The sequence below is a fragment of the Bradyrhizobium sp. Gha genome, assembly GCF_900113735.1.
Taxonomy (GTDB): Bacteria; Pseudomonadota; Alphaproteobacteria; order Rhizobiales; family Xanthobacteraceae; genus Bradyrhizobium.
This window is the reverse complement of the sequence record NZ_FOQM01000003.1, coordinates 43,606-66,060: the sequence shown is the minus strand read 5'-3', so window position 1 is coordinate 66,060 and position 22,455 is coordinate 43,606. Positions and strand designations below refer to the sequence as shown.

Here is a 22,455-nt window from a genome sequence, read left to right as displayed (position 1 = left end):
TCGCACCGCACCAACCACTTCGACGATTGTATTATTCCATGAGGCTACCATGTGAGTGGCTCAGGTTTTCGCCTGGAATCTCTCACCATTGGAAGCGAGCATCACATGTCCTTTTACGACGCCGTCGTCCCCGCCTATTTGCAAATGCTCAACAGCATGACCGGCCTGCTCACCAAGGCCGAGGCGCATTGCGCGGCCAAAAAGATCGACCCGAGCGTGCTGCTCGGCTCCCGCCTCTTCCCGGACATGCTGCCGCTGTCGAAGCAGATCCAGCTCGCCAGCGATTTCGCCGCCAAGGGCTGCGCCCGGCTGACCCACAGCGAGCTGCCTTCGATGCCCGACACGGAAAAGACATTCGAGGAGCTGAAGCAGCGCCTCGCCAAGACGATCGATTGTGTGAAGTCGTACAAGCCCGAGCAGTTCGAGGGCGCCGACACCAAGGACGTGACCTTCCCAGCGGGCCCCGATCGTACCATGACGCTCAAGGGCCAGCAGTTCTTCAGCGCCGTCTCGCTGCCGAACTTCTATTTCCACGCCACGACGGCTCACGGCATCATGCGCCACAACGGCGTCGAGATCGGCAAACGCGATTTCCTCGGCGCGAACTGATTGCTGGATCGCACGACCGCGCAGCGGAATTCTGCTGCCGCGGCCGAAAATGCGCATGAATCATGCTGCGCGGTCTCTGCCGCGTAGCTCGCCTGCACTTTCCGTATGGCTCATCCCTTGCGCCTGATATCGCAATGCACAAGTGTTCGGGACCTCTCACCGCCTGGAAACACTCCCAATGAGCCGTCCGACCAAATTGTTTGAGACCTACAAGCTCGGCCCGATCACGCTGGCCAATCGCCTGGTGATGGCGCCGCTGACGCGCAACCGCGCCGTACCCGGCACCTTCGTCCCCTCGCCGCTGGCGGCCGACTATTACAGCCAGCGCGCCTCCGCAGGCCTCCTGATCACCGAAGCGAGCCAGGTCTCGCAGCAAGGCCAGGGTTATCAGGACACCCCCGGCATCTATTCCAAGGAGCAGGTCGCCGGCTGGCGCAAGGTCAACGACAAGGTGCATGAGCGCGGCGGCAAGATCTTCATCCAGCTCTGGCATGTCGGCCGCATCTCGCATGTCGACCTCCAGGCGGGTGGCGCAGCCCCGGTGGCGCCGAGCGCGATCCGCGCCAAGGGCAAGACTTTCGTCAACGGCACCTTTGCCGACGTCTCCGAGCCGCGCGCGCTCGAGCTCTCCGAAATTCCAGGGATTATCGACGACTTCAAACGAGCTGCGAGGAATGCACTGGAGGCCGGCTTCGACGGCGTCGAGATCCATGGTGCCAACGGCTATCTGCTCGACCAGTTCGCCAAGGATGGCGCCAACAAGCGCACCGATGCCTATGGCGGCTCGATCGAGAACCGCGCGCGGCTGATGCTGGAGGTCTCCAAGGCCGTGGTGGCGGAAGCCGGCGCCGACCGGACCGGCATCCGCATCTCGCCGGTGACGCCGGCAAACGACATCTCGGATTCCAATCCGCAGCCGTTGTTCGATCACATCGTCGATGGGCTGAACGCGCTGAAGCTCGTCTATATCCACGTCATCGAGGGCGCCACCGGCGGACCGCGCGACGTCGCGCCGTTCGACTACGCATCCCTGCGCAAGCGCTTCTCGGGCACGTACATGGCCAACAACGGCTATGATTTCGATCTCGCCGCCAAGGTGCTGGACGCTGACGCGGCCGATCTGATCGCCTTCGGCAAGCCGTTCATCTCCAACCCCGATCTGGTCGAGCGGTTGAAGAAGGGCGCAGCGCTGAACGATTGGGACAAGAACACGTTCTACGGTGGCGGCGCCAGGGGCTACACGGATTATCCGACGCTCGCGGCCGAGCCGGCGGAGTGATTTGACACTCTACCGCTTGCCCAAAGAAGCGAAGCGACAGAAGGCCGGGATCGCTCCCGGCCTTTCGTCTTGGTGGATGTGTCCAATCGCACTGTATTGCTGCGCCGTCCCGTTCTTGCTCTAATGCCGCAATGGATGACACGCAGACACTCGTTCGCCGCGCCACTGCAGCCGTCAATTCGGGCAAGCCGGACGAGGCGCAGCGTCTGTGCGAACAGGGCCTTGCACGCGATCCCGGCGATGCGGTGCTGCATCATCTGCTCGCCGCCGTGTTGTTCTCCAGAGGTGCCGTCGCTCCGGCTCATGCGCATATCGACGTGAGTCTCGCCAAACGGCCGAACAACGCGCCGGCCCGGCTGCTGGCGGCGCGCATCGCACGCAGCGAGGGCCAGTTCGACGCCGCGCTCGCCCATCTCGATGCTGCGATCGGCAACAGCCCGCAGCGCGAGATGTTCATCGAGAAGGCACGAACGCTCGACATGGCCGGGCTGCGGGATCAGGCCCGCGGCGCCTGGCAGGCCATCCTCAAGGTCATCCCCGGCCATCAGGAAGCAACGGCGCAGCTTGGCAGGCTGGCGTGGGAAGACGGCGATCCCATCACCGCCGCAAGCCTGCTCGCGCAGGCGACCGAAGCCGACGCGCCGGCTTCGGTGTGGTTCAATCTTGGCCTCGCGCGGCAGGATTTGCGCGACCACGACGGCGCAGCCAACGCCTATCGCAAGGCGTTCGCGCTCAAGCCCGACCATGCCGAGGCCGCGCTCAATCTCGGCATCGCCCTGCAGGAGAGTGGCGACCTGGATGCCGCCATGGACGCGTTCGGACAGGCCTATCGCCTGCGTCCGCAGCTGTTCGGCTCCATCGCGATGGCGCTGACCTCGGCCTCGCACGGTCGACTATGGCTCGACGAGGACGCCCTGCGGCGTGCTCTAGCGCGTTAGGCGTCCGCGCTTGGCACGAAACCGCTTGCGATAGACGTTGGGCGCGGCCAGCACGTCGGCAACGACCTTCTCGTAGGACTGCCGGTGCGCGGCGTCGAACGGCTCGAACGTCAGCTCCGGCGCTTGCCGCGGCACGGCAAAGCATTGGGCAATCGGCGTCCCCTTGGCAAGGACACCGGAGAAATCCGGCCTGGTCCACACGGCGGGAAAATTGATGCCGCCATCGTGAAAGCGGTCGGCGTCGACCAGACCCGAAACGAGGCGGAACGGCAGGTCGTCGCGATTGACGGGATGCGTCGCGAACAGCGACCAGCCGGGCTCGAGCTCGATGGTCCAGAAACTGTTGAACTTGAGCGCCGAGCGCCCGTTGGCGAACGGCGCCGCGGCAAATTGCGCGACGGGATGGAAGCTGAGCGGCGCGCGTGGATGGCCTGACGTGTCCGGTTCGGGGATGTCCCAATCCCACGAGAACGCACCGGCCTCGATCCTGATGTCGCAGGGCAGCGGGATCATGACCCCGTACGCCATCGCATCGACGAAGGGCGGGCATTGCTTGACCGTGCGGATATCGCGGCCGTGGATATCCGAATGCGCGGTCGCAGGCATCGCCCGCAGCCAGTCGGGCAAGGCGGTGCGCGCGGGAAACGGCCGCAGCAGATGGCCGGCCAGCTTTGGGTCGCAACGGAAAATCATGCGCATGCAGAAGTCTCGCGTCTATGTCCCGGCCAGTTCAGATCAAGCCCGCCCGCATGGCAAGAGGGCAACACGACAAAAGGCCGGGATTGCTCCCGGCCTCCTGCTCTCATGATATGCCGGGGCGAACCCGGCCATGATGATGTCGGCGAATTACTTCGCTTCGGCGCGCTTCGGCGGCGAGGCCGGCCACGACTTGATCAGCGTGTCGTAGTCGACGGTTTCGCCCTTCGGCTTCTCGTTCGCCAGCTTGCGCTGCGGAGCGATGTTGCCGTCCTTGGCCGACTTGTCGTACCAGAACTCAGCCGTCTTCTTCGGGTTGAGCTTCGGTCCGCAGGCACCCTGCACACCGGACTTCTCGAGACGCTCCATCACCGAGTCCTGAGCGGCTGCGAGCGCATCCATCGCGGCTTGCGGCGTCTTGGCACCGGACGACGCGTCGCCGATGTTCTGCCACCACAGCTGGGCGAGCTTCGGATAGTCAGGCACGTTGTTGCCGGTCGGGGTCCACTGCACGCGCGCGGGCGAGCGGTAGAACTCGATCAGGCCGCCGAGCTTCGGCGCACGTTCGGTGAACGACTTGTCCCAGATGTCGGATTCACGGATGAAGGTCAGACCAACATGGCTCTTCTTCAGGCTGACCGTCTTGGAGACGATGAACTGGAGATAGAGCCAGGCCGCCTTGCGGCGGTCGACCGGGGTCGACTTCAGCAAGGTCGCCGATCCCACGTCCTGATAGCCGAGCTTCATGCCGTCCTTCCAGTACGCGCCGTGCGGCGACGGAGCCATACGCCACTTCGGCGTACCGTCCGCGTTCATCACGGGCAGGCCGGGCTTCACCATGTCGGCGGTGAAGGCGGTGTACCAGAAGATCTGCTGGGCGATGTTGCCCTGCGACGGCACCGGACCCGACTCGGAGAAGGTCATGCCCTGAGCCTGCGGCGGAGCATACTTCTTCATCCAGTCGAGATACTTGACGATCGAGTAGACCGCCGCCGGGCCGTTGACGTCGCCACCACGCTCGACCGAGGAGCCGACCGGACGGCAGCCTTCCATGCGGATGCCCCATTCGTCGACCGGCAGCCCGTTCGGGATGCCCTTGTCGCCGTTGCCGGCCATCGACAGCCAGGCGTCGGTGAACCGCCAGCCGAGCGAGGGATCCTTCTTGCCATAGTCCATATGGCCGTAGACCTTGGCGCCGTTGATCTCCTTGATGTCGTTGGTGAAGAAGTCGGCGATGTCTTCGTAAGCCGACCAGTTCACGGGAACGCCGAGGTCGTAGCCGTACTTGGCCTTGAACTTGGCCTTGTAGTCCGGATTGGTGAACCAGTCGTACCGGAACCAGTATAGGTTCGCGAACTGCTGGTCGGGCAGCTGATAGAGGTGACCGTTCGGCGCGGTCGTGAACGACTTGCCGATGAAGTCGTTGACGTCGAGCATCGGGTCGGTGACGTCCTTGCCGTCCTTCGCCATCCAGTCGGTCAGGTCGACCGCCTGGCCGTAGCGGAAGTGCGTTCCGATGAAGTCGGAGTCGTTGATCCAGCCGTCATAGACGTTCTTGCCCGACTGCATCTGGGTCTGGATCTTTTCGACGACGTCACCTTCCTGGATGATGTCGTGCTTGACCTTGATGCCGGTGATTTCCTCGAACGCCTTGGCGAGCGTGCGGGATTCATATTCGTGCGTCGTCAGCGTTTCCGAGACGACGTTGATCTCCATGCCCTTGAAGGGTTCAGCGGCCTTGATGAACCACTGCATTTCCTTCAGCGCATCGTCTTTCGACAGGGTCGACGGCTGGAATTCGCTGTCGATCCACTTCTTGGCGGCGGCCTCGTCCGCGCGCGCCGGCGCGGCGATCGTCATCGAAGCCGCGATCAGCGCGAGCGCGCTGGTCATGGTCAGAAGACTGTCCTTGGTCGTTCTCAAGTGTCGCATTAGTTTCCTCCGGTTGAAGCGACAAAACTTAAATCCAGGCCCGGGTAGACCCCGGATCTGCTCTTTCTCGCATGCCTCACACGGTGCGAAAGATCACCACGCCTGAGGCAAACGAAATCACGGTTGCGAGCCACAGGCTCGTTATTTCAAATTCTTCCTCCCCGATCGGAATCGTGGCGATCGGATTGGTACCGACGAGGCCGATCCACGCCAGGTGGATGACGGCCGCAACGATCAGCGAGACGAACAGGCGGTCGCCGCGCGTGGTCGGGATGCGCAGGATCCCGACGCGTTCGGCCTCGGGATAGACGGCGGCGAGCCAGGTCATGACTGCCAGCGTGCAGGCCAGCGCCACGAAGAAGATCGCGGTCGGCAGCGTCCACGCCATCCATGCGATGGAGTCCATAAAAACCTCCTACACCCGGCCGAGCGCGAAGCCGCGCGCGATGTAGTTGCGGACGAACCAGATCACGAGTGCGCCCGGAATGATGGTGAGCACGCCGGCAGCCGCCAGCAGGCCCCAATCCATGCCGGCCGCCGACACCGTGCGCGTCATCACGGCGGCGATCGGCTTGGCGTTGACCGAGGTCAGCGTCCGCGCCAGCAGCAGTTCGACCCAGGAGAACATGAAGCAGAAGAAGGCGGCGACGCCGATGCCGCTCGCGATCAGCGGCACCAGGATCCGGATGAAGAAGCGCGGGAACGAATAGCCGTCGAGGAAGGCGGTCTCGTCGATCTCGCGCGGCACGCCGGAGACGAACCCTTCGAGAATCCACACCGCCAGCGGAACGTTGAAGATGCAGTGCGCGAGCGCAACGGCCCAGGGCGTATCAAACAGCCCGATCGCCGAATAGAGATTGAAGAACGGCAGCGCATAGACCGCCGCCGGCGCCATGCGGTTCGACAGCAACCAGAAGAACAGATGCTTGTCGCCGAGGAAGCGATAGCGCGAAAACGCGTAGGCTGCCGGCAACGCCACCGAAATCGAGATGATGGTGTTGATGACGACGTATTCCAGCGAGTTGATATAGCCGGAATACCAGCTCTCGTCGGTGAAGATACGCCTGTAGTGCTGCAGCGTCGGCGCATGCGGCCACAGCGTCATGGTCGAGATGATCTCGCCGTTGGTCTTGAAGCTCATGTTGACGAGCCAGTAGATCGGCAACATCAGGAAGATCAGGAACAGCCCCATGATGAGGCGGCGGCCGGGAATCGAATGCATCAGGCCACTCCTTCCTTGGGCTTGAGCGCGGGCACGGGCTTCAGCCCGGCCGAAGGCTTCGGCTCCACCGCCGGCTTGCTCTCCGTCTGGACCTTGCGTTCGACGCCGGCGTTGGTCATGACGGTGTAGAAGATCCAGCAGACGATCAGGATGATCAGGTTGTAGACCAGCGAGAGCGCGGCAGCCTTGCCGAGATCGAACTGACCGAGCGCGATCTTGACGAGCTCGATCGACACGAAGGTGGTCGAGTTGCCGGGTCCGCCACCGGTGACGACGAACGGCTCGGTGTAGATCATGAAGCTGTCCATGAAGCGCAGCAGCACCGCAATCAGCAGCACGCGGTTCATCTTCGGCAGCTGGATCGCCTTGAACACGGCCCAGCGCGAGGCGCCGTCGATCTGAGCGGCCTGATAATAGGCATCGGGGATCGACTTCAGGCCGGCATAGCAGAGCAGCGCGACGAGGCTCGTCCAATGCCAGACATCCATCACGATGACGGTGACCCAGGCGTCGATGTCGTTGGAGACGTAATTGTAATCGAGCCCGACGTGGTTGAGCACATAGCCGAGCAGGCCGATGTCTGGCCGGCCGAAAATCTGCCAGATCGTGCCGACCACGTTCCACGGAATCAGGAGCGGCAGCGCGAGGGTGACGAGGCAGGCCGCGACCGGCCAGCCCTGGCGCGGCATCGACAGCGCGACGACGATGCCGAGCGGCACTTCGATGGCGAGGATCACCAGCGAGAAGAACAGGTTGCGCCCGAGCGAGGCCAGGAAGCGGCCGCCCAGATCGGTCGAGGGATCGAGCAATTCCTTGAACCAGCCGACGCCGTTCCAGAAGAACTGGTTGTTCCCGAAGGTGTCCTGCATCGAATAGTTCACCACCGTCATCAGCGGCAGCACCGCCGAGAAGGCGACGACCAGGAACACCGGCAGCACCAGGAACCAGGCTTTTTGGTTGACGGTCTTGTCCATCAGGCGGCTCCTTCCACCAGAAGGCTGTCGGCATAGACGTGGATGTGCGCCGGATTGAATTTGAGCCCGACATTTCCGTCAGAGCTGGTGAAGCCCGCGGGGGCGCGCGCCGCGATCTTGGCCTCACCGACGCGCACACGCGCAAAACGAATGCGGCCGAGATCGTCGATGCGTTCGATTTTTGCCGTGAGCAGACCGGGTACGGGCGCGACCGCGTCGACGAACTCCGGACGCACGCCGATCTCGATCCTGGCGCCCGCGGGCAGGTTGTCGTAGCTGCGGTTCAGCGCGATGACATGGCCATCGACCCGCGCCTCGCGCCCCTTCACCTCGGCCGGCAGGATGTTCATGCCGGGCGAGCCGATGAAATAGCCGACGAAGGTATGGGCGGGCTTGTCGAACAGCTCGGCCGGCGTGCCGCTCTGCACCACGCGGCCGTCATGCATGACGACGACGGTGTCGGCGAAGGTCAGCGCCTCGGTCTGGTCGTGGGTGACGTAGATCATCGTGAGGTCGAGTTCGCGATGCAGCGCCTTGAGCTTGGAGCGCAGCTGCCATTTCAGCTCGGGATCGATCACGGTCAGCGGCTCGTCGAACAGGACGGCTGCGACGTCGGAACGGACGAGGCCGCGGCCGAGCGAGATCTTCTGCTTGGCGTCCGCGGTCAGGCGCGTGGCCTTGCGGTTCAGATAGGGTTCGAGATCGAGCAGGCGGCCGATCTCGGCAACGCGCTTGTCGATTTCGGGCTTCGGCACGCCGCGGTTCTTCAACGGGAACGCCAGGTTCTCCCCCACCGTCATGGTGTCGTAGATCACCGGAAACTGGAACACCTGGGCGATGTTGCGCTTCTGGGTTGACAGGGGTGTGATGTCCTGTTGGTCGAACAGGATTTTCCCCCGGGAGGGCGTAATGATGCCGGAGATGACGTTGAGCAGCGTGGTCTTGCCGCAGCCGGACGGTCCGAGCAGCGCATAGGCGCCGCCTTGCCTCCAGGTCATGGTGACGGGCTTCAGCGCAAAGCTTTCCTGCGGCGCATCGTTGCCGCCGTAGGAATGGGCGAGATCGACGAGGTCAATGCGGGCCATGGCGCATTCCCCTCAGGCTTTTTTCTTTGACGCGTTTTCTTCACGCGAACCGCCAGGCACTTCGCTTGAAAACGCTATGGAACCAGGCGCCGCGACGAGGCGATCAGCCGCGTCGAAGACGAAGACATCATTGGGATCGAGCACGGCGTCGATGGTCTGGCCGGGCTCGAACTCGTGCACGCCGTGCAGCACCGCAACCCAGTTCGATCCGTCGCGAGTCAAATGCACGAAACTCTCCGAACCGGTGATCTCGGTCACCGTCACCGTTGCATGGAAGGCGTGGCGGTCAGTCTGGCCATTGGCGAGCGCAAGCTGATGGGCGCGAAAACCGACGCGATAGGCGCCATCGGCGAGTGAAGAATAGAGACCGGAAGCCGGCGCGGCCACGCCGCCCGCATATTGCACCGAGCCGTTCTTCTTCTCGATGCCGACGAGATTGAGCGGCGGATCGGAAAACACTTGGGCGACCCGCAGGGTCTGCGGCTGACGATAGACACTGGGTGTCCCGCCGATCTGGAGCGCCCGCCCCTCCCACATGCAAACGGTGTTGCCGCCGAGCAGCAGCGCCTCGGTCGGCTCGGTCGTGGCATAGACGAAGATCGCGCCCGATGCCTCGAAGATGCGCGGCAATTCGGCGCGCAGCTCCTCGCGCAGCTTGTAGTCGAGGTTGGCGAGCGGCTCATCGAGCAGCACGAGATCGGCGCCCTTCACCAGCGCGCGCGCCATCGCGGTGCGCTGTTGCTGACCACCGGAGAGCTGGAGCGGCGTGCGCTTCAGGAACGGCTCGAGCCGCAGCAGGCGCGCGGCTTCCGCCACGCGTGCCTCGATCTCGTCTCGCGGCTTGCCTTGCACCCGCAAGGGAGAAGCGATGTTCTCATAGACCGTGAGCGAGGGGTAGTTGATGAACTGCTGATAGACCATCGCGACCGAACGCTGGCGCACGTCGGCGCCGGTGACGTCCTTGCCATTGACCAGCACCCTGCCCGTGGTCGGCTTGTCGAGGCCCGCGAGCAGCCGCATGATCGAGGTCTTGCCCGACAGCGTCGGCCCAAGCAGCACGTTGAGCGTGCCGCTCTCGAGCGTCAGAGAGACGTCGCGAATGTGAGGAACCCCCTCGACGGTCCGGGTCACGTGATCGAGTGTCACGCTCATGAGCGTCCTCCTGCTTCCAGCAGAGGACTTTGCGACACAAAATGGGTCCTGATCCAGTCGTCCAGGGCGGCAATTTCGCCGGCTGATAGCCGCAGGCCGAGCTTGGAGCGGCGCCAGACGATATCCTCGGCGGTCACCGCCCATTCGTTGGTCATCAGGTAGCGAACCTCACGTTCTGTCAGAGTTGCACCAAAGGCCTGTCCGAGATCGGCTGCCGATTTCGCGTCGCCAAGCAATTTGATGGCACGGGTGCCATAGGCACGCGCGAGACGTCGGGCATGCTCATGACTCAGGAAGGGGTAGCCGCGCTGGAGTTCGGCGATCAGGCCATCGACGGCCGACACATCCATGTCGCCGCCCGGCAGCGGCCATTTGCCGGTCCAGCCCTCGCGCGCTTTCGCGCTGCGAAGATAGGGCGCAAGCCGTTCCAGCGCCTCTTCGGCAAGGCGGCGATAGGTCGTGATCTTGCCGCCATAGATCGACAGCAACGGCGAACCGCCGGGCGTATCGAGCTCGAACACGTAGTCGCGGGTCGCGGCCTTGGCCTCGCTGGCCCCATCGTCATAGAGCGGGCGCACGCCGGAATAGGTCCAGACCACGTCCTCTGGTGTCACCGGCTTGGCCAGGTATTCGCTTGCGGCAGCACAGAGATACTGGATCTCCTCCGCCGTCGCCTTCACCTTGGCGGGATCGCCGTCATAGTCGCGGTCGGTGGTGCCGATCAGCGTGAAGTCGTCCTGGTAGGGGATGACGAAGATGATGCGACCGTCGGCGTTCTGGAACATGTAGGCGCGGTCGTGGTCGTAGAGCTTCTTGACCACGATGTGCGACCCCTGCACCAGGCGCACCTTTGCCTTGGCGTTGACGCCGGCACCGCGCCCGAGCACGTCCTCGACCCAGGGGCCGCCGGCATTGACCAGCGCGCGGGCCTGGATTTGCGAGCGCGCACCGGTCAGCGTGTCGACCATGCTGACGGTCCAGACACCGTCGGATTGCTTGATATCGGTCGCACGGGTCCGGGTGCGGATCTCCGCGCCCTTGTCGGCTGCATCGCGCGCGTTGAGCACGACCAGGCGAGCGTCATCGACGAAGCAGTCGGAATATTCGAAGGCGCGGCTATAGCGATTCGGGATCAGCGGCCGGCCGACTTCGTCGCGCCTGAGATCGAGCGAGCGGGTCGCCGGCAGCAAATGACGACCGCCGATGTGGTCATAGAGAAAGAGGCCGAGACGCAGCAGCCAGGCCGGGCGCAGGCCGGCATGATGCGGCAAAACGAAACGCAGGGGGCGGATGATATGGGGCGCGATACCCCAGAGAATCTCGCGCTCGATCAGCGCCTCGCGGACCAGGCGAAACTCGTAATATTCGAGATAGCGCAGGCCGCCATGCACCAGCTTGGTCGACCAGGATGACGTCCCGCTCGCCAAATCGTTCATTTCGCACAAGAAAACGGTGTTGCCGCGGCCCACCGCATCGCGCGCGATGCCGCAACCGTTAACACCGCCCCCAATGATGGCGAGGTCGAAAATACGATCCAACAGACGCATCCCCCGGCGACCACCCGTTCAGTCGAGTGGCTACTTTCGTTTTTGATTAGATCACACCGAAAAACGAAAGCAAGACGAAAGAGAGGGGAAAGGAAGCGAAAGCGGAACTTTTTCTGTGTGCAAATCGCTCTCGAAGTGAGCACCGTAAGATGACGATTTGGATGCAACGCACACTTGGGTGGTCATGCCAGCTATATCGATCGTCATACTGATGCCCCATCATAGTACCGCTCCCGCCTCAGCAGCAGCTGACGCCGACACCTGAACGCTTGCGAGCCTCTCCGAGGTGGTCGATCGCGCCCACGCGGGCCCCCAGATCATCACCCGTCACGGCGGGGCCTGACGCCGTGATCGTTTCTGCCGAAGAATGGGCACGGAAAACCGCGCGCAAAGGCACGCTCGCCGACTTCCTGCTGGGTTCGCCGCTGCGCGGCGCCGAACTCGACCTTGAACGTGCGCACGACGACCACGTGACGAGATGCCGTGAACCTGCTCCTCGACACCAATGTACTGTCGGAGGCTCAGCGGCCGGCGCGCTGGGGTGGCATCGGGTTTTCGGTGATGGATGGATTGTTCGCAGCAGCCGCGCTTGCCAACACGCTCACACTCGTCACGCGTACCGTGAAGGACTTTGCCGCATTCGGCATTCCGCTGCTCAATCCGTGGGACGGCCCATAGACCTCTACCTCAACCGCACCACCGGTGACCCTGTGTCCTGCGCATCGGCCTGGGTATCGTCGATATCCTCCGCTCCCTTCGGCATCGCCGCCATCACCTCGATGCCCTTGCCGTGGCAGATGGTGGCGAGGCGCTCCGGCAGTTCCTGATCCGTGACGAAGGTCTGGATCTGACTGATATGGGCGATGCGAACCGGCGCGCTGCGGCGAAGCTTTGTGGAATCGGCCACCAGCATGACGCTGCGGGCGTTGGCGATGATGGCCTGTGCCACCTGCACCTCGCGATAGTCGAAGTCGAGCAGCGCGCCCTCCTCGTCGATCGCGGACGCGCCGATGATGGCGTAATCGACCTTGAACTGGCCGATCAGCTGCGTCGCCGTCGAGCCGACCACCGCGCCGTCGGCGCGCCGCACCGTGCCGCCGGCCACCACGACCTCGATGCGGGGATGGCGGTAGAGCAGCATGGCGACATTGAGGTTATTGGTGATGACGAGCAGATCTTCGTGCGAGGTCAGCGCGCTCGCCACCTCTTCCGTCGTCGTGCCGATGTTGATGAAGAGCGAACAACCGTTCGGGATCAGGGACGCGGCCGCAGCGCCGATCGCCTTCTTCTCGTCGGCGGCGACGAAGCGGCGCGCCTCGTAAGCGAGGTTCTCGACGCCGGAGGCGATGATCGCGCCGCCATGGACGCGGGTCAGCGAACGGCGCTCGCAGAGATCGTTGAGGTCCTTCCGGATGGTCTGCGCCGAGACTTCGAACCGGCGCGCCAGCTCTTCGACCATGACGCGGCCGGAGGCGCGGGCGATGTTGAGGATTTCAGCTTGGCGATGGGTCAATCCGGTCACGGCAATGGCCTCCAGAAGGTGCATGGTGCGGCGGTTTGGGCGCGCGGTCAATGCGCGCCGAGTGGTTCGTGGATGAAACCCTCACCACGCCATCGCGCTCGCCAGCCGCGCGAGCAGCGACGGGTCGTCGAAAGCGCTCGCGGAGGCAACCGCGCCTGACCCAACAAGGTCAGCATCGCTGAGGCTGGTCCGGATGCCGATCGTCGGGATACCGGCCGCGGTGGCCGACTGCACGCCGGAGCGCGAATCCTCGAACGCGATCGACGCAGCCGCGCTGGCTCCGACGAAGCGCAGACCCTCCTGATAAGGCAGCGGATGCGGTTTGCCGTGCGGCAACTCGTCGCCGATCACAAGCGCCTCGAACCGCTCCGTGATGCCGAGGCCGGAGAGCAGCAGCTCGGCATTGAGGCGCGGCGCATTGGTGACGGCGACCATGGGAATCCCGGCGCTATCCGCGCGGTCGAGCAGCGCCATCAGCCCTGGCAGCGGCTCGATATGACCCGCAACGAGGGCGCGGAACACTTCTTCTTTCTCGTCCAGGATGGCGGCACGCCGCTCCAGCGTTTCATCGGGCAAAAACCGCTCGCCGATCGCGACATTGGCGAAGCCTTGCAGTTCCTTCGAGAAGCGCGCGTGATCGAAGACATGGCCGCGAGGACCGAGCACCTGGTTGAACGCCTTCAAGTGCAGCGGGTCGGTATTGGCGAGCGTGCCGTCGATATCGAACAGCAACGCCCTGCCCATCGTCTCGATCATGTCTGGACTTTCCCAAATGCGCGATGCACCGATGCGGAAGACGTATCAATTGAGCGTTAGGCGCGCAATGACGTACACGCATGACGACCACGCGCCACTCGACAACCGCGCACCCGGCTGCAAAACTCCGTGCAAGATCAAAAAGGAGGAAACGATGACGATCAACCGACGCGATCTGGCTCTCTCGACTTTCGCCATCTCCGCGCTTGCGCTCTCGACACCGGCGCTCGCGGCCTCAGCGGACGAAGAGGCCGTGGCCAAGCAGGTCGAGGCCTTCCGCCTCGCCCAGATCGCGGCTGATCCCAAGGCGCTCGGCGCGCTGTGCTGGGACGAGCTGAGCTACAGCCATTCCAGCGGCAAGGTCGAGGACAAGGCGACCTTCGTCACCAATGCCACCGACCGCAAATCAACGTTTCTCTCGATTGAATACAAGGACCCGACCATCAAGGTCGTCGGCCCCGCCGCGATCGTGCGCTTCCACTGGATCGCGGAACAGGAAATGGCGGCCGACGGGAAAAAAGTGCCGACCAATCTTCACATCCTGATGAACTGGCAGAAGCGGGGCGACGATTGGAAGCTCCTATCGCGCGCCGCGACGAAGCTGTAATCAAAGCGGTCGCAGCAGCATCGATTCCGGGCTCGCTCCAGGCGCGCCCGGAATGACGAGAACGCAATCTACGCCGCCTCCCTCACATCGCCATTCACCAGCTTGCGCGCGGCACGCTCGGCTTCGCGGGCGTTGCGGAAGAGCTGGCCTTCGAGCCGGTTGAATTGGTCAGACGAGGCGAAGAAGCAGTAGCCGCCTTGCCCGCGGACCACGATGCCCGCGGTCTGCGAATTCACTTCGATGATATAGCTGTCCGGCATGTCCCGTGGATTCCTCAGTGCGGGCAAATAACGGCGTGTCTGCCCAAAGGTTCCTAGGGCAAATCAACCGGTTTCCACCCCGAATCGACGGGCTATTGAGTACGCCGGGACCTCATCCGTTTTATGACTGGTTGTTGGCGAAGGCGCGACGCGTTGACTCACTCGCGCCGCGTTTCCTAACACTGCACGCCTTCGCGGGATGAGACAGAGCGCCGCATGCGATCATGTCGCGATCGGCGGATCGTTGCGCTGGATCGCTTGCGGGTGGCCGTTGTCGTCGATCGAGACGTAAGTGAAATTGCCGTCGGTCACCAGGATCGGCTGCAGCTCGCGCCGCCGCAGCGCCCACGCTTCGAGATGGACGGTCAACGAGGTGCGGCCGACGCGCACGAGGGTGGCGTAGACCGAGACGAGATCGCCGACATAGACCGCCTTGCGAAAGTTCATCGCGTCGATCGCGACGGTGACGGTGCGCGACTTCGCAGTCTTCGACGCAAACACGCCGCCACCGACGTCCATCTGGCTGAGCAGCCAGCCCCCGAAAATGTCGCCATTGGCATTGGTATCGGCGGGCATCGCCAGCGTGCGGATGCAGAGATCGCCGCTCGGCTCGGCCCCGGACTTTTCGGTCATGCGGATCTCACTTGAAATTGTCCCAGCCCGGATCGGGCGCGAAGCGGCCGCCGAATCGCTCGGCCAGCGCGCGCATGGTCGATACGACGTTTTCCGTGCCGCGCGCACGCGCATAGTTCAGCGGCCCGCCGCGGAACGGCGCATAGCCGGTGCCGAAGATCATGGCGCCGTCGACCGCCTCGGGGTCGTCGACGATGCCTTCGCGCAGAGCCGCGACGCAGACATTGGACATCGGCAGCACCAGGCGGTCGATCATCTGGTCCGTGACGCGAGGACCGGTCTCGGGCAACGGCGCCTTTTCAGCCTTGCCGTCCTTCCAGGTGTAGAAGCCCTTGCCCGTCTTGCGGCCGAGCTCGCCCTTGGCGACTTTGTCGCGCAACCATGCAGGCGTGGGTGGCAGCAGGTCGCCAAATTTGCTGCGCAGCATGTCGCCAACGTCGAGACAGATGTCGAGCCCAACCTGGTCGGCGAGCTCGATCGGTCCCATCGGCATGCCGAACTGTTCGGCGGCCGCATCGATCAGGCGCTGGTCAATCTTCTCGTCCAGCATCACCATCGCTTCCAGCATGTAGGGGGTCAGCGCGCGGTTGACGAGGAAGCCGGGCGAGCTCTTCACCTGTAACGGCAGGCGGTCGATCGCGCCGACAAAGGCGAGCGCTTCTTTCAGAACTTGCGCGTCGTTGCCATCGTGGCTGACGATTTCGACCAGTTGCAACCGCGATACCGGATTGAAGAAGTGCAGCCCGACAAGGCGCTCCGGCCGCGAGAGCGTGGTGCGGAGATCCCCAAGCGGGATGCTCGACGTGTTGGTGGCAAGAATCGCACCCGGCTTCATCCTGGGCTCGAGGGCGGCATGGACCTTCTGCTTCAGCTCGAGCTTTTCCGGCACCGCCTCGATGATGAGGTCGGCGTTGCGCACGCCCTCGCCGTCCATGTCAGGGATCAGCCGATCGAGCGCGTCGCGCACCTCGATCGGCTTGCGGATGATCTTGCCATAGAGCTCGGCGGCGCGCTTCACCGCGCCAGCGATCGGCTCCGGCTTCATGTCGGCGAGCGAGACGCGTAGCCCCTGCCCGGCGACCCAGGCCGCGATGTCGCCGCCCATGGCGCCGGCGCCGATGACGTGGACGTGCTTTACAATGTTGCCGGAGCCGGCGGATTTCTTCATCTGCTCGCGCAGGAAGAACACCCGGATGAGATTCTGCGCGGTCGGCGTCACCATCAATTTGGCGAACGAAACCTGCTCCGCCTTCAACATCGCAGCCTTGCTGCCGCCATGCGTCTCCCAGAGATCGATCAGCGCGTAGGGCGCGGGATAGTGCTCGCGGGAAGCGGCCTTCGCCGCCTCCGAGCGCATGCGTTTCGCGAGCAGGCCGCGCATCGGCCCGAAATTGGCGGCGCGCGTCAGGAAGCCCGGACGCGTCCGCTTCAGGCGCCCGAACAGCGCGTCCTTCACCGCGCCCCGGACATGGCGCTCCTGCGTCACGGCGTCGACGAGGCCGAGCGACTTGGCGCGGCGCGCGTCGATGGTGCGCCCGGTCAGCATCAGCGCCATCGACTGGGTCGGATTGACCAGCGCGGTGAACCGCGCGGTGCCACCGAGGCCGGGATGCAGCCCCAGCATCACCTCCGGAAAGCCGAAGCGCGCACCGTCGATGGCAATGCGCGACTGACAAGCCAGCGCGACTTCGAGCCCGCCACCGAGGCAGAAGCCGTGAATGACCGCGACGGTCGGCAGCTTCAGCGCCTCCAGATGGTCGACCACCGCATGTGCGGCACGAATGCGTGTCTCCACCATCTCCGGATCGGATGCGCCACGGAATTCGTTGACATCGGCGCCCGCGATGAAGCCGGACGGTTTTGCAGAGCGGATCACCAGGCCGGCGGGGCGCTCAGTCTCGATCGCCGCGAGTACGGCGTCGAACTCCTCCATCACGTCCGAAGAGAGCGTGTTGGCGCTGGTCTCGGCGCGATCGAACAACAGCCAGGCGACGCCATCGGCATCGCGCGTCAGCTTGAAATGCTTGTACGGGCCGTCTGCCGCCGGCTTGGGCCCGAGCTCCAGCACGCGGTCGCCGAGCGCGGTCATGATCTTGGAATCCATGGTCACACCGCCTCGATCAGCATGGCACCGCCGAGCCCGCCACCAATGCATTCGGTCGCAATACCGCGCCGCGTGCCGAGCCGTTTCATGGCGTTGACGAGATGCAGCACGATGCGGTTGCCGGAGGTGCCGACGGGATGGCCGAGGGAGATAGCGCCACCATCGACGTTGAGTTTGTCGCGCTCGATCTGGCCGGCCGCGCCGTCGAGCCCGAGAATCTCGCGGCAGAATTTGTCATCGTTCCAGGCAGCGAGGCAGCCGAGCACCTGCGTCGCAAACGCCTCGTTCAACTCCCAGGTATCGACGTCCCCGAGAGCGAGATTGTTGCGGGTCAGGAGCGGCGTTGCAGACATCACGGGACCGAGCCCCATGATGGAAGGATCGAGCGCGGCCCAATTGCTGTCGACGATGGCAGCCTTCGGCGTCAGCTTGTGTTTGGCCACCGCCGCGTCGGACGCCAGGATCACCCAGGAGGCGCCGTCGGTGATCTGCGAGGAATTGCCGGCAGTGACCTGGCCCCAGGGACGCTCGAATACCGGCCGGAGCTTTGCCAGCGTCTCGGCCGTGGAGTCCGGGCGCACGCCGTCGTCATGGTCGAAGAATTTGCCGTCGCGGGAGAACGCGGTCTCGACCTCGCCTTTCAGAAAACCCGCGTCTTGCGCATGCGCAAGACGGCGATGACTCTCGGCCGCATAGGCATCCGATTGTGCGCGGGTAATGCCGAAGAGATGGCCGACCACTTCTGCGGTTTGGCCCATGTTCAATTCGGTGATGGGATCGGTCAGTCCGCGCTCCAGCCCGATGATGGGCTTGAGATAACGAGGGCGAAGCCTGAAGGCTGCGGCGAGCTTCGCGGCCACGCCCTTGGCGGTGGCGAGCCCTGCGAACCAGCGCACGCCGGAATTCGGCCAGACCAGCGGCGCGTGGCTCAACGCCTCGGTGCCGCCAGCCAGGATCATGTCGGCATGGCCTTCGCGGATGTAGCGATAGGCGGTATCGATCGACTGCATGCCGGAGCCGCAGTTGATCTGCACGGTGAAGGCAACCATGTCTTCGCCCATGCCGAGGCGGAGCGCGGCGACCCGGGCCGGGTTCATCTCGTCGGCGATCACGTTGACGCAGCCAAGGATGAGCTGGTCGAAATCCGTAGCCGCGAACGGTTGGCGCGCCAAAAGCGGCCGTCCGCATTGCACGGCGAGATCGACAGGCGTGAACGGGCCGGGCCCGGAGCGCGCCTTGAGAAACGGGGTCCGGCTGCCGTCGACGATGAATACCGGTCGTGCCATCAGCTCGCCGCCCTCTGCTCACCGAGTTCCTGGAAGAACTGATGCACGTCGCCGGTTTTCTTGTAAATCGGCGACAGCGCCTCCGGCGCAAAATCGTCGACCTCGATGACTTTTGTGACGGCCTCGTGAGCGGAAGCGAGCTGCTCGCCCTCGGGCTGCGTGATCACGCCCTTGGCGAGGGCTTCCTTCCAGTCGCGGATTCCAGCGACGCGCATGCGCTTGGCGATCGCGTCCGTGGCCGTCACCAGCTTGAACGCGCGCTCCAGCCGCGCAAAGCCGCTGTCGTCGTCGACACGAGCAAGATCCGGCGTCAGGCGCTCGCGCGCGGCCGAGGGCTCCAGCACAATGCCACCGCATTGGTGCACGACGCGGTCGGACGGGCCGAGCACGCGGGCGCCGAAGGGCTGGACCACGAGCTTGAGGATGACGGCGACGAAGCGGTTCGGCAGGTTGGCAAGGATTTCGGCGAGCCTGACCTCGATGGTCCTGAAGCCGGTCGCCATGCACCATTCCAGCGCGGCAAAATCCTCCTTCTGCCGGCCTTCGTCCTGCCAGCGCTTCAGCGCGGCCGAGAGCAGATACAGCTCGGCGAGGATGTCGCCGAAGCGCGCCGACAGCATCTCCTTGCGCTTCAGCGCGCCGCCAAGCGTCAGCAGCGCCATGTCGGCGCAGAGTGCGAACGCAGCGGAGTAACGCGAAAGCTGACGATAGAATGGCGTGGCATCGCCTGCATCGGGCGCAAGCGCGAAGGCGCCAAAGGTCCAGCTCCGGCCGAAGGCGCGGAACAGCGTCCGGAAACTGTGGCCGAGATGCTTCCAGAACGCCTTGTCGAACCCGGTGAGCCCGCGCTCCCGGTCGGTATCGGCCAGCGCATTCATCTCGTCCAGCAGATAGGGATGCGCGCGGATCGCGCCCTGGCCGAACACGATGAGATTGCGCGTGAGGATGTTGGCGCCCTCGACCGTGATGCCGACAGGCACGGCGCGGTGGAGATTGCCGAGATAGTTTTGCGGGCCGTCGATCACGGCCTTGCCACCGTGGATGTCCATCGCGTCGTCGATCGCGATCCGCATCCGCTCGGTCGCGTGCAGCTTCATGATGCCTGATATCACGGCGGGATGGACGCCGGCATTCAGCGCCGCGCAGGTCAGCCGCCGCGCCGCGTCGAGCTGATAAGCGGTGGCGACAATCCGCGCGAGCGGCTCCTCGACGCCTTCGAACTTGGAGATGGAGATGCCGAACTGCTCGCGGATGCGCGCATAGGCGCCGGTGGTACGGGCGGCATAGGCGGCGCCAGCGGCCGAGAGCGACGGCAGCGAGATGCCGCGGCCGGCGGCAAGCGCCGTCATCAGCATCTTCCAACCCTGCCCGAGGCGTTCTTTACCGCCGATGACATAGTCGAGCGGGATGAAGACATCGCGGCCCCAGTTAGGGCCGTTCTGGAACACCTGCATCGAGGGCAGATGGCGGTGGCCGATCTCGACGCCGGGGAGATCGGTCGGGATCAGCGCCACGGTGATGCCGAGCTCTTCCTGCTGGCCCACGAGATGATCGGGATCATAGGCCTTGAACGCGAGGCCGAGCAACGTCGCGACGGGACCAAGCGTGATGTACCGCTTGTGCCAGTTGAGCCTGAGGCCTGTGACCTCGCGGCCCTCGAATACGCCCTTGCAGATGATGCCGCTGTCGACCATCGAAGCCGCATCGGAGCCGGCCTCCGGACTGGTGAGGCCGAAGCAGGGAATGTCGCGGCCATCGGCCAGGCGCGGCAGCCAGCGCTCCTGCTGCTCCCTGGTGCCGAAGCGCATCAGGAGCTCGCCGGGACCGAGCGAGTTCGGCACCATGACCGTGACGGCGGCCGCGATCGAACGTGTCGAGATTTTCCGCACCACTTCCGAATGCGCATAGGGTGAGAAGCCGAGGCCGCCAAATTCCTTCGGGATGATCATGCCGAAGAATTTTTCGCGCTTGATGAAGTGCCAGACATCGGGCGGCAGGTCGCGCCATTCCCAAAAGATCTTCCATTCATCGAGCATGGCGCAGAGCTCGTCGACGGGACCGTTGAGGAAGGCCCGCTCCTCCTCGGTCAATGTCGCCTGCGGGATCTTCAGCAGCTTCGACCAATCAGGGTTGCCGGTGAAGAGATCGGCATCCCACCAGACGTCACCGGCCTCCAGCGCCTCGCGCTCGGTATCGGACATCGCCGGCAGCACGCCGCGCGCCCAAGAGAAGATCGGCTTGGTCAGGGTGTCGCGGCGGAAGCTCATGGCGGACCTCATGGTGGGAGTAGCGGCGCGAGCGGGCCGAGCTTGCAATTGGCCGAACTGATGCCCCCACTAGAATTGCGGGGCACATCCAAGTGCAATGGAGTGGAATTGAACGCCAATGAAGCGGAAATAACAACAGCCAAAACCAGCACGGGTTCCACTGCCGCCGAAACAGGTGCAGGTGCAAATTACCGCCTAGGGCGTCTCGCTGAGCGGCAGTGCGAAGAAGCCAAGCAGATAAACATCCGTGCTGACGAACAGATTTGGCAGCGCTGGACCGCCTCGGACAAAGCCGGTTTTTTTTAACGCATCCTCAAGCGGCCGAGCGAGAAGCGCCCGTTGATCGAACGCCAGACTCAATCGTGCTCGAATGAGCCGCGTTACCAGGAGCTGGGGCCGACCTGGACAAGCCTCTGCGACCTCGCGTCGAAACCGAGGCGGCGGGTAGTCACTTTGATCCTGAGCGGCGCCGATGATGATGAACTGCAAATCTGTGTAATTACCTTCAGGCAATTCGACATTTAGCAATTGGCCGAGCTCTCCGCGCACTTTTTCCGCCGGGACGCGGTACGCTCTCTGCCCGAGCTTTGTCGTGTCGCTCTCAGGAACTTTCGTCATTGTTTCGAGAGATGGCGCGCATATCTGATCCGAGCCGTTCTCGCGCGATGTACCGTTCCGCCCGGAAATCACTGTCAACAGCCCAATGCCAGCCACGGATTTGGCTGGCCCGGTACAATCGCCATCCGCGCCCAAACGGCACTTGATCTTCTGAAATGGAAGCGTCAGCCTGGGTACGTGGAAGTCTTTGGCTATCTCAAGAGAGATCGAGCCATCCAGCGATGGCAGATCGCCAGCGTGGACTTCATTGCACCATGCAAAGATCGCGCTCACAAGCAGACATGCGACACCCGCGACTTTCAACACCCATCTAGTTCGTGATGACTCCCAATATTGCATTCTTGTTCGCGCTCAGGTTGCCTGCCGATTGCAAAATATGAAGTTTGAGAATATCCGTCTTCAACCTGACGCCTCCAGCATATTGTGTTTCGACCTTAACATCACCCAGGATCACCTTCTTGATAGTCACCAATGACCCTTGCGCAGCCAGTCGCGTCATGCAGTGACGCCCCTTGAGGTCAGCCATCGCCTTGTCCCATTGCTCCGGCGTCAGCGAATAAACCCGCAGATTGCTCAAACTGATAGTAACCCTACGAAGCCGCCCGATCTCATTGTCTGAGATGTCTTCGTAAGTAGCCCGGATGGCGTTCTTGTTGAACCAGGTTTGCGGATCCCAAGAGAGCGTCGCATCGAGACGATAGTCATCTGTATAATCAATTTGTCGTTCGAGAACGCCGGAATCGAATAGTTTTACGGCGCGCTGCTGGCAGTAGTTCTTCTGCTGATGAACGATCCGCCAGACTTCCGCGAGACCGTTGAACACGTCCTTCGGTTTCTGCACCGAGGCGAGAACAAATGTACCCGGCACGTAGGGGTACGAATTTCTCTTGTAATATTTGCTAGGAGATCCCGGCGGGGTAGCCACGGGATCCAGCATCGTGACCTGCCCCTGGAATTTCTGAAATACG

21 protein-coding genes and 2 pseudogenes are annotated in these 22,455 nt (G+C 63.5%); 6 read left to right on the top strand and 17 right to left on the bottom strand.

Going from position 1 to position 22,455, the window contains the following annotated elements; all coding sequences use genetic code 11:
- The first annotated feature begins 105 nt into the window (after positions 1-105).
- The 3 genes from BM222_RS05955 (at position 106) to BM222_RS05945 (ending at position 2,826) form a co-directional block, all read left to right on the top strand.
- Positions 106-609 (top strand): DUF1993 domain-containing protein, encoded by a 504-nt coding sequence (locus BM222_RS05955; RefSeq protein ID WP_092227365.1) that lies wholly within the window; start codon positions 106-108, stop codon positions 607-609.
- A gap of 178 nt (positions 610-787) precedes the next feature.
- A complete protein-coding gene (locus tag BM222_RS05950) occupies positions 788-1,888 on the top strand; it encodes an alkene reductase (RefSeq protein WP_092227364.1) in 1,101 nt (366 codons plus the stop codon).
- A 131-nt stretch (positions 1,889-2,019) separates the two neighbouring features.
- Entirely contained in the window at positions 2,020-2,826 is an 807-nt protein-coding gene (locus tag BM222_RS05945) for a tetratricopeptide repeat protein (RefSeq protein WP_092227363.1), read from the top strand.
- On the opposite strand, the gene BM222_RS05940 is transcribed toward BM222_RS05945, so the two are convergent.
- From BM222_RS05940 to glpD, 8 genes are all read right to left on the bottom strand, one after another.
- Positions 2,815-3,525 carry a hypothetical protein gene (locus tag BM222_RS05940; protein ID WP_092227362.1) on the bottom strand — a complete coding sequence of 237 codons (711 nt, stop codon included), beginning with the start codon at positions 3,523-3,525 and terminating at the stop codon, positions 2,815-2,817. The genes BM222_RS05945 and BM222_RS05940 overlap by 12 nt on opposite strands.
- Positions 3,526-3,672: 147 nt before the next feature.
- Positions 3,673-5,454: an ABC transporter substrate-binding protein gene (locus tag BM222_RS05935; protein ID WP_092227361.1), complete on the bottom strand. Its 1,782-nt coding sequence runs from the start codon at positions 5,452-5,454 to the stop codon at positions 3,673-3,675.
- 76 nt (positions 5,455-5,530) lie between these two features.
- Positions 5,531-5,860: a DUF2160 domain-containing protein gene (locus tag BM222_RS05930; RefSeq protein WP_092227360.1), complete on the bottom strand. Its 330-nt coding sequence runs from the start codon at positions 5,858-5,860 to the stop codon at positions 5,531-5,533.
- 9 nt (positions 5,861-5,869) lie between these two features.
- Entirely contained in the window at positions 5,870-6,676 is an 807-nt protein-coding gene (locus tag BM222_RS05925; RefSeq protein ID WP_092227359.1) for a carbohydrate ABC transporter permease, read from the bottom strand.
- On the bottom strand, positions 6,676-7,650 hold the full coding sequence (locus BM222_RS05920; protein ID WP_092227358.1) for a carbohydrate ABC transporter permease: 975 nt from the start codon (positions 7,648-7,650) through the stop codon (positions 6,676-6,678). Before BM222_RS05920 ends, BM222_RS05925 begins: the two co-directional genes overlap by 1 nt.
- The gene (locus BM222_RS05915; protein ID WP_092227357.1) at positions 7,650-8,735 is read right to left on the bottom strand and encodes an ABC transporter ATP-binding protein; all 1,086 of its coding nucleotides are present in this window, start codon (positions 8,733-8,735) and stop codon (positions 7,650-7,652) included. Before BM222_RS05915 ends, BM222_RS05920 begins: the two co-directional genes overlap by 1 nt.
- A gap of 12 nt (positions 8,736-8,747) precedes the next feature.
- Positions 8,748-9,887, bottom strand: coding sequence for an ABC transporter ATP-binding protein (locus tag BM222_RS05910; RefSeq protein WP_092227356.1), 1,140 nt, complete (start codon positions 9,885-9,887; stop codon positions 8,748-8,750).
- On the bottom strand, positions 9,884-11,434 hold the full coding sequence (glpD, locus tag BM222_RS05905; protein ID WP_092227355.1) for a glycerol-3-phosphate dehydrogenase: 1,551 nt from the start codon (positions 11,432-11,434) through the stop codon (positions 9,884-9,886). Before glpD ends, BM222_RS05910 begins: the two co-directional genes overlap by 4 nt.
- 271 nt (positions 11,435-11,705) lie before the next feature.
- Here glpD and BM222_RS41910 point away from each other — a divergent pair.
- A pseudogene (locus BM222_RS41910) lies at positions 11,706-11,901 on the top strand (type II toxin-antitoxin system Phd/YefM family antitoxin); the annotation flags it as partial.
- 82 nt (positions 11,902-11,983) lie between these two features.
- Positions 11,984-12,112, top strand: a pseudogene (locus BM222_RS05895) (VapC toxin family PIN domain ribonuclease); the annotation flags it as partial.
- Between the two features lie 4 nt (positions 12,113-12,116).
- Here BM222_RS05895 and BM222_RS05890 read toward each other — a convergent pair.
- The gene (locus BM222_RS05890) at positions 12,117-12,956 is read right to left on the bottom strand and encodes a DeoR/GlpR family DNA-binding transcription regulator (protein ID WP_092227735.1); all 840 of its coding nucleotides are present in this window, start codon (positions 12,954-12,956) and stop codon (positions 12,117-12,119) included.
- A gap of 81 nt (positions 12,957-13,037) precedes the next feature.
- Positions 13,038-13,712, bottom strand: a complete 675-nt coding sequence (locus BM222_RS05885) for an HAD family hydrolase (protein WP_092227353.1) — start codon at positions 13,710-13,712, stop codon at positions 13,038-13,040.
- A 154-nt stretch (positions 13,713-13,866) separates the two neighbouring features.
- On the opposite strand from BM222_RS05885, the gene BM222_RS05880 reads away from it, so the two are divergent.
- Complete coding sequence (locus tag BM222_RS05880; protein ID WP_092227734.1) at positions 13,867-14,319, top strand: nuclear transport factor 2 family protein; 453 nt, start codon at positions 13,867-13,869, stop codon at positions 14,317-14,319.
- Between the two features lie 68 nt (positions 14,320-14,387).
- On the opposite strand, the gene BM222_RS05875 is transcribed toward BM222_RS05880, so the two are convergent.
- The 7 genes from BM222_RS05875 to BM222_RS05845 all read right to left on the bottom strand — a co-directional run bounded on the left by BM222_RS05875 (position 14,388) and on the right by BM222_RS05845 (position 22,424).
- Entirely contained in the window at positions 14,388-14,579 is a 192-nt protein-coding gene (locus tag BM222_RS05875; protein ID WP_092227352.1) for a hypothetical protein, read from the bottom strand.
- 222 nt (positions 14,580-14,801) lie between these two features.
- Entirely contained in the window at positions 14,802-15,212 is a 411-nt protein-coding gene (locus tag BM222_RS05870) for an acyl-CoA thioesterase (protein WP_092227351.1), read from the bottom strand.
- A 7-nt stretch (positions 15,213-15,219) separates the two neighbouring features.
- Complete coding sequence (locus tag BM222_RS05865) at positions 15,220-17,316, bottom strand: 3-hydroxyacyl-CoA dehydrogenase NAD-binding domain-containing protein (protein WP_177243036.1); 2,097 nt, start codon at positions 17,314-17,316, stop codon at positions 15,220-15,222.
- 2 nt (positions 17,317-17,318) lie between these two features.
- A complete protein-coding gene (locus BM222_RS05860) occupies positions 17,319-18,602 on the bottom strand; it encodes an acetyl-CoA C-acetyltransferase (protein ID WP_092227349.1) in 1,284 nt (427 codons plus the stop codon).
- Positions 18,602-20,869 (bottom strand): acyl-CoA dehydrogenase, encoded by a 2,268-nt coding sequence (locus BM222_RS05855; protein ID WP_177243035.1) that lies wholly within the window; start codon positions 20,867-20,869, stop codon positions 18,602-18,604. The genes BM222_RS05860 and BM222_RS05855 overlap by 1 nt, the downstream gene beginning before the upstream one ends.
- A 195-nt stretch (positions 20,870-21,064) precedes the next feature.
- On the bottom strand, positions 21,065-21,793 hold the full coding sequence (locus BM222_RS05850) for a hypothetical protein (RefSeq protein WP_143105901.1): 729 nt from the start codon (positions 21,791-21,793) through the stop codon (positions 21,065-21,067).
- Between the two features lie 4 nt (positions 21,794-21,797).
- A complete protein-coding gene (locus BM222_RS05845; protein WP_143105900.1) occupies positions 21,798-22,424 on the bottom strand; it encodes a hypothetical protein in 627 nt (208 codons plus the stop codon).
- Positions 22,425-22,455: the final 31 nt, after the last annotated feature.

Coding starts and splice junctions, on each gene's coding strand:
- BM222_RS05955 (WP_092227365.1), top strand. CDS start 106: ATGTCCTTTTACGACGCCGTCGTCCCCGCCTATTTGCAAATGCTCAAC.
- BM222_RS05950 (WP_092227364.1), top strand. CDS start 788: ATGAGCCGTCCGACCAAATTGTTTGAGACCTACAAGCTCGGCCCGATC.
- BM222_RS05945 (WP_092227363.1), top strand. CDS start 2,020: ATGGATGACACGCAGACACTCGTTCGCCGCGCCACTGCAGCCGTCAAT.
- BM222_RS05940 (WP_092227362.1), bottom strand. CDS start 3,525: ATGCGCATGATTTTCCGTTGCGACCCAAAGCTGGCCGGCCATCTGCTG.
- BM222_RS05935 (WP_092227361.1), bottom strand. CDS start 5,454: ATGCGACACTTGAGAACGACCAAGGACAGTCTTCTGACCATGACCAGC.
- BM222_RS05930 (WP_092227360.1), bottom strand. CDS start 5,860: ATGGACTCCATCGCATGGATGGCGTGGACGCTGCCGACCGCGATCTTC.
- BM222_RS05925 (WP_092227359.1), bottom strand. CDS start 6,676: ATGCATTCGATTCCCGGCCGCCGCCTCATCATGGGGCTGTTCCTGATC.
- BM222_RS05920 (WP_092227358.1), bottom strand. CDS start 7,650: ATGGACAAGACCGTCAACCAAAAAGCCTGGTTCCTGGTGCTGCCGGTG.
- BM222_RS05915 (WP_092227357.1), bottom strand. CDS start 8,735: ATGGCCCGCATTGACCTCGTCGATCTCGCCCATTCCTACGGCGGCAAC.
- BM222_RS05910 (WP_092227356.1), bottom strand. CDS start 9,887: ATGAGCGTGACACTCGATCACGTGACCCGGACCGTCGAGGGGGTTCCT.
- glpD (WP_092227355.1), bottom strand. CDS start 11,434: ATGCGTCTGTTGGATCGTATTTTCGACCTCGCCATCATTGGGGGCGGT.
- BM222_RS05885 (WP_092227353.1), bottom strand. CDS start 13,712: ATGATCGAGACGATGGGCAGGGCGTTGCTGTTCGATATCGACGGCACG.
- BM222_RS05880 (WP_092227734.1), top strand. CDS start 13,867: ATGACGATCAACCGACGCGATCTGGCTCTCTCGACTTTCGCCATCTCC.
- BM222_RS05875 (WP_092227352.1), bottom strand. CDS start 14,579: ATGCCGGACAGCTATATCATCGAAGTGAATTCGCAGACCGCGGGCATC.
- BM222_RS05870 (WP_092227351.1), bottom strand. CDS start 15,212: ATGACCGAAAAGTCCGGGGCCGAGCCGAGCGGCGATCTCTGCATCCGC.
- BM222_RS05865 (WP_177243036.1), bottom strand. CDS start 17,316: ATGGATTCCAAGATCATGACCGCGCTCGGCGACCGCGTGCTGGAGCTC.
- BM222_RS05860 (WP_092227349.1), bottom strand. CDS start 18,602: ATGGCACGACCGGTATTCATCGTCGACGGCAGCCGGACCCCGTTTCTC.
- BM222_RS05855 (WP_177243035.1), bottom strand. CDS start 20,869: ATGAGCTTCCGCCGCGACACCCTGACCAAGCCGATCTTCTCTTGGGCG.
- BM222_RS05845 (WP_143105900.1), bottom strand. CDS start 22,424: ATGCTGGATCCCGTGGCTACCCCGCCGGGATCTCCTAGCAAATATTAC.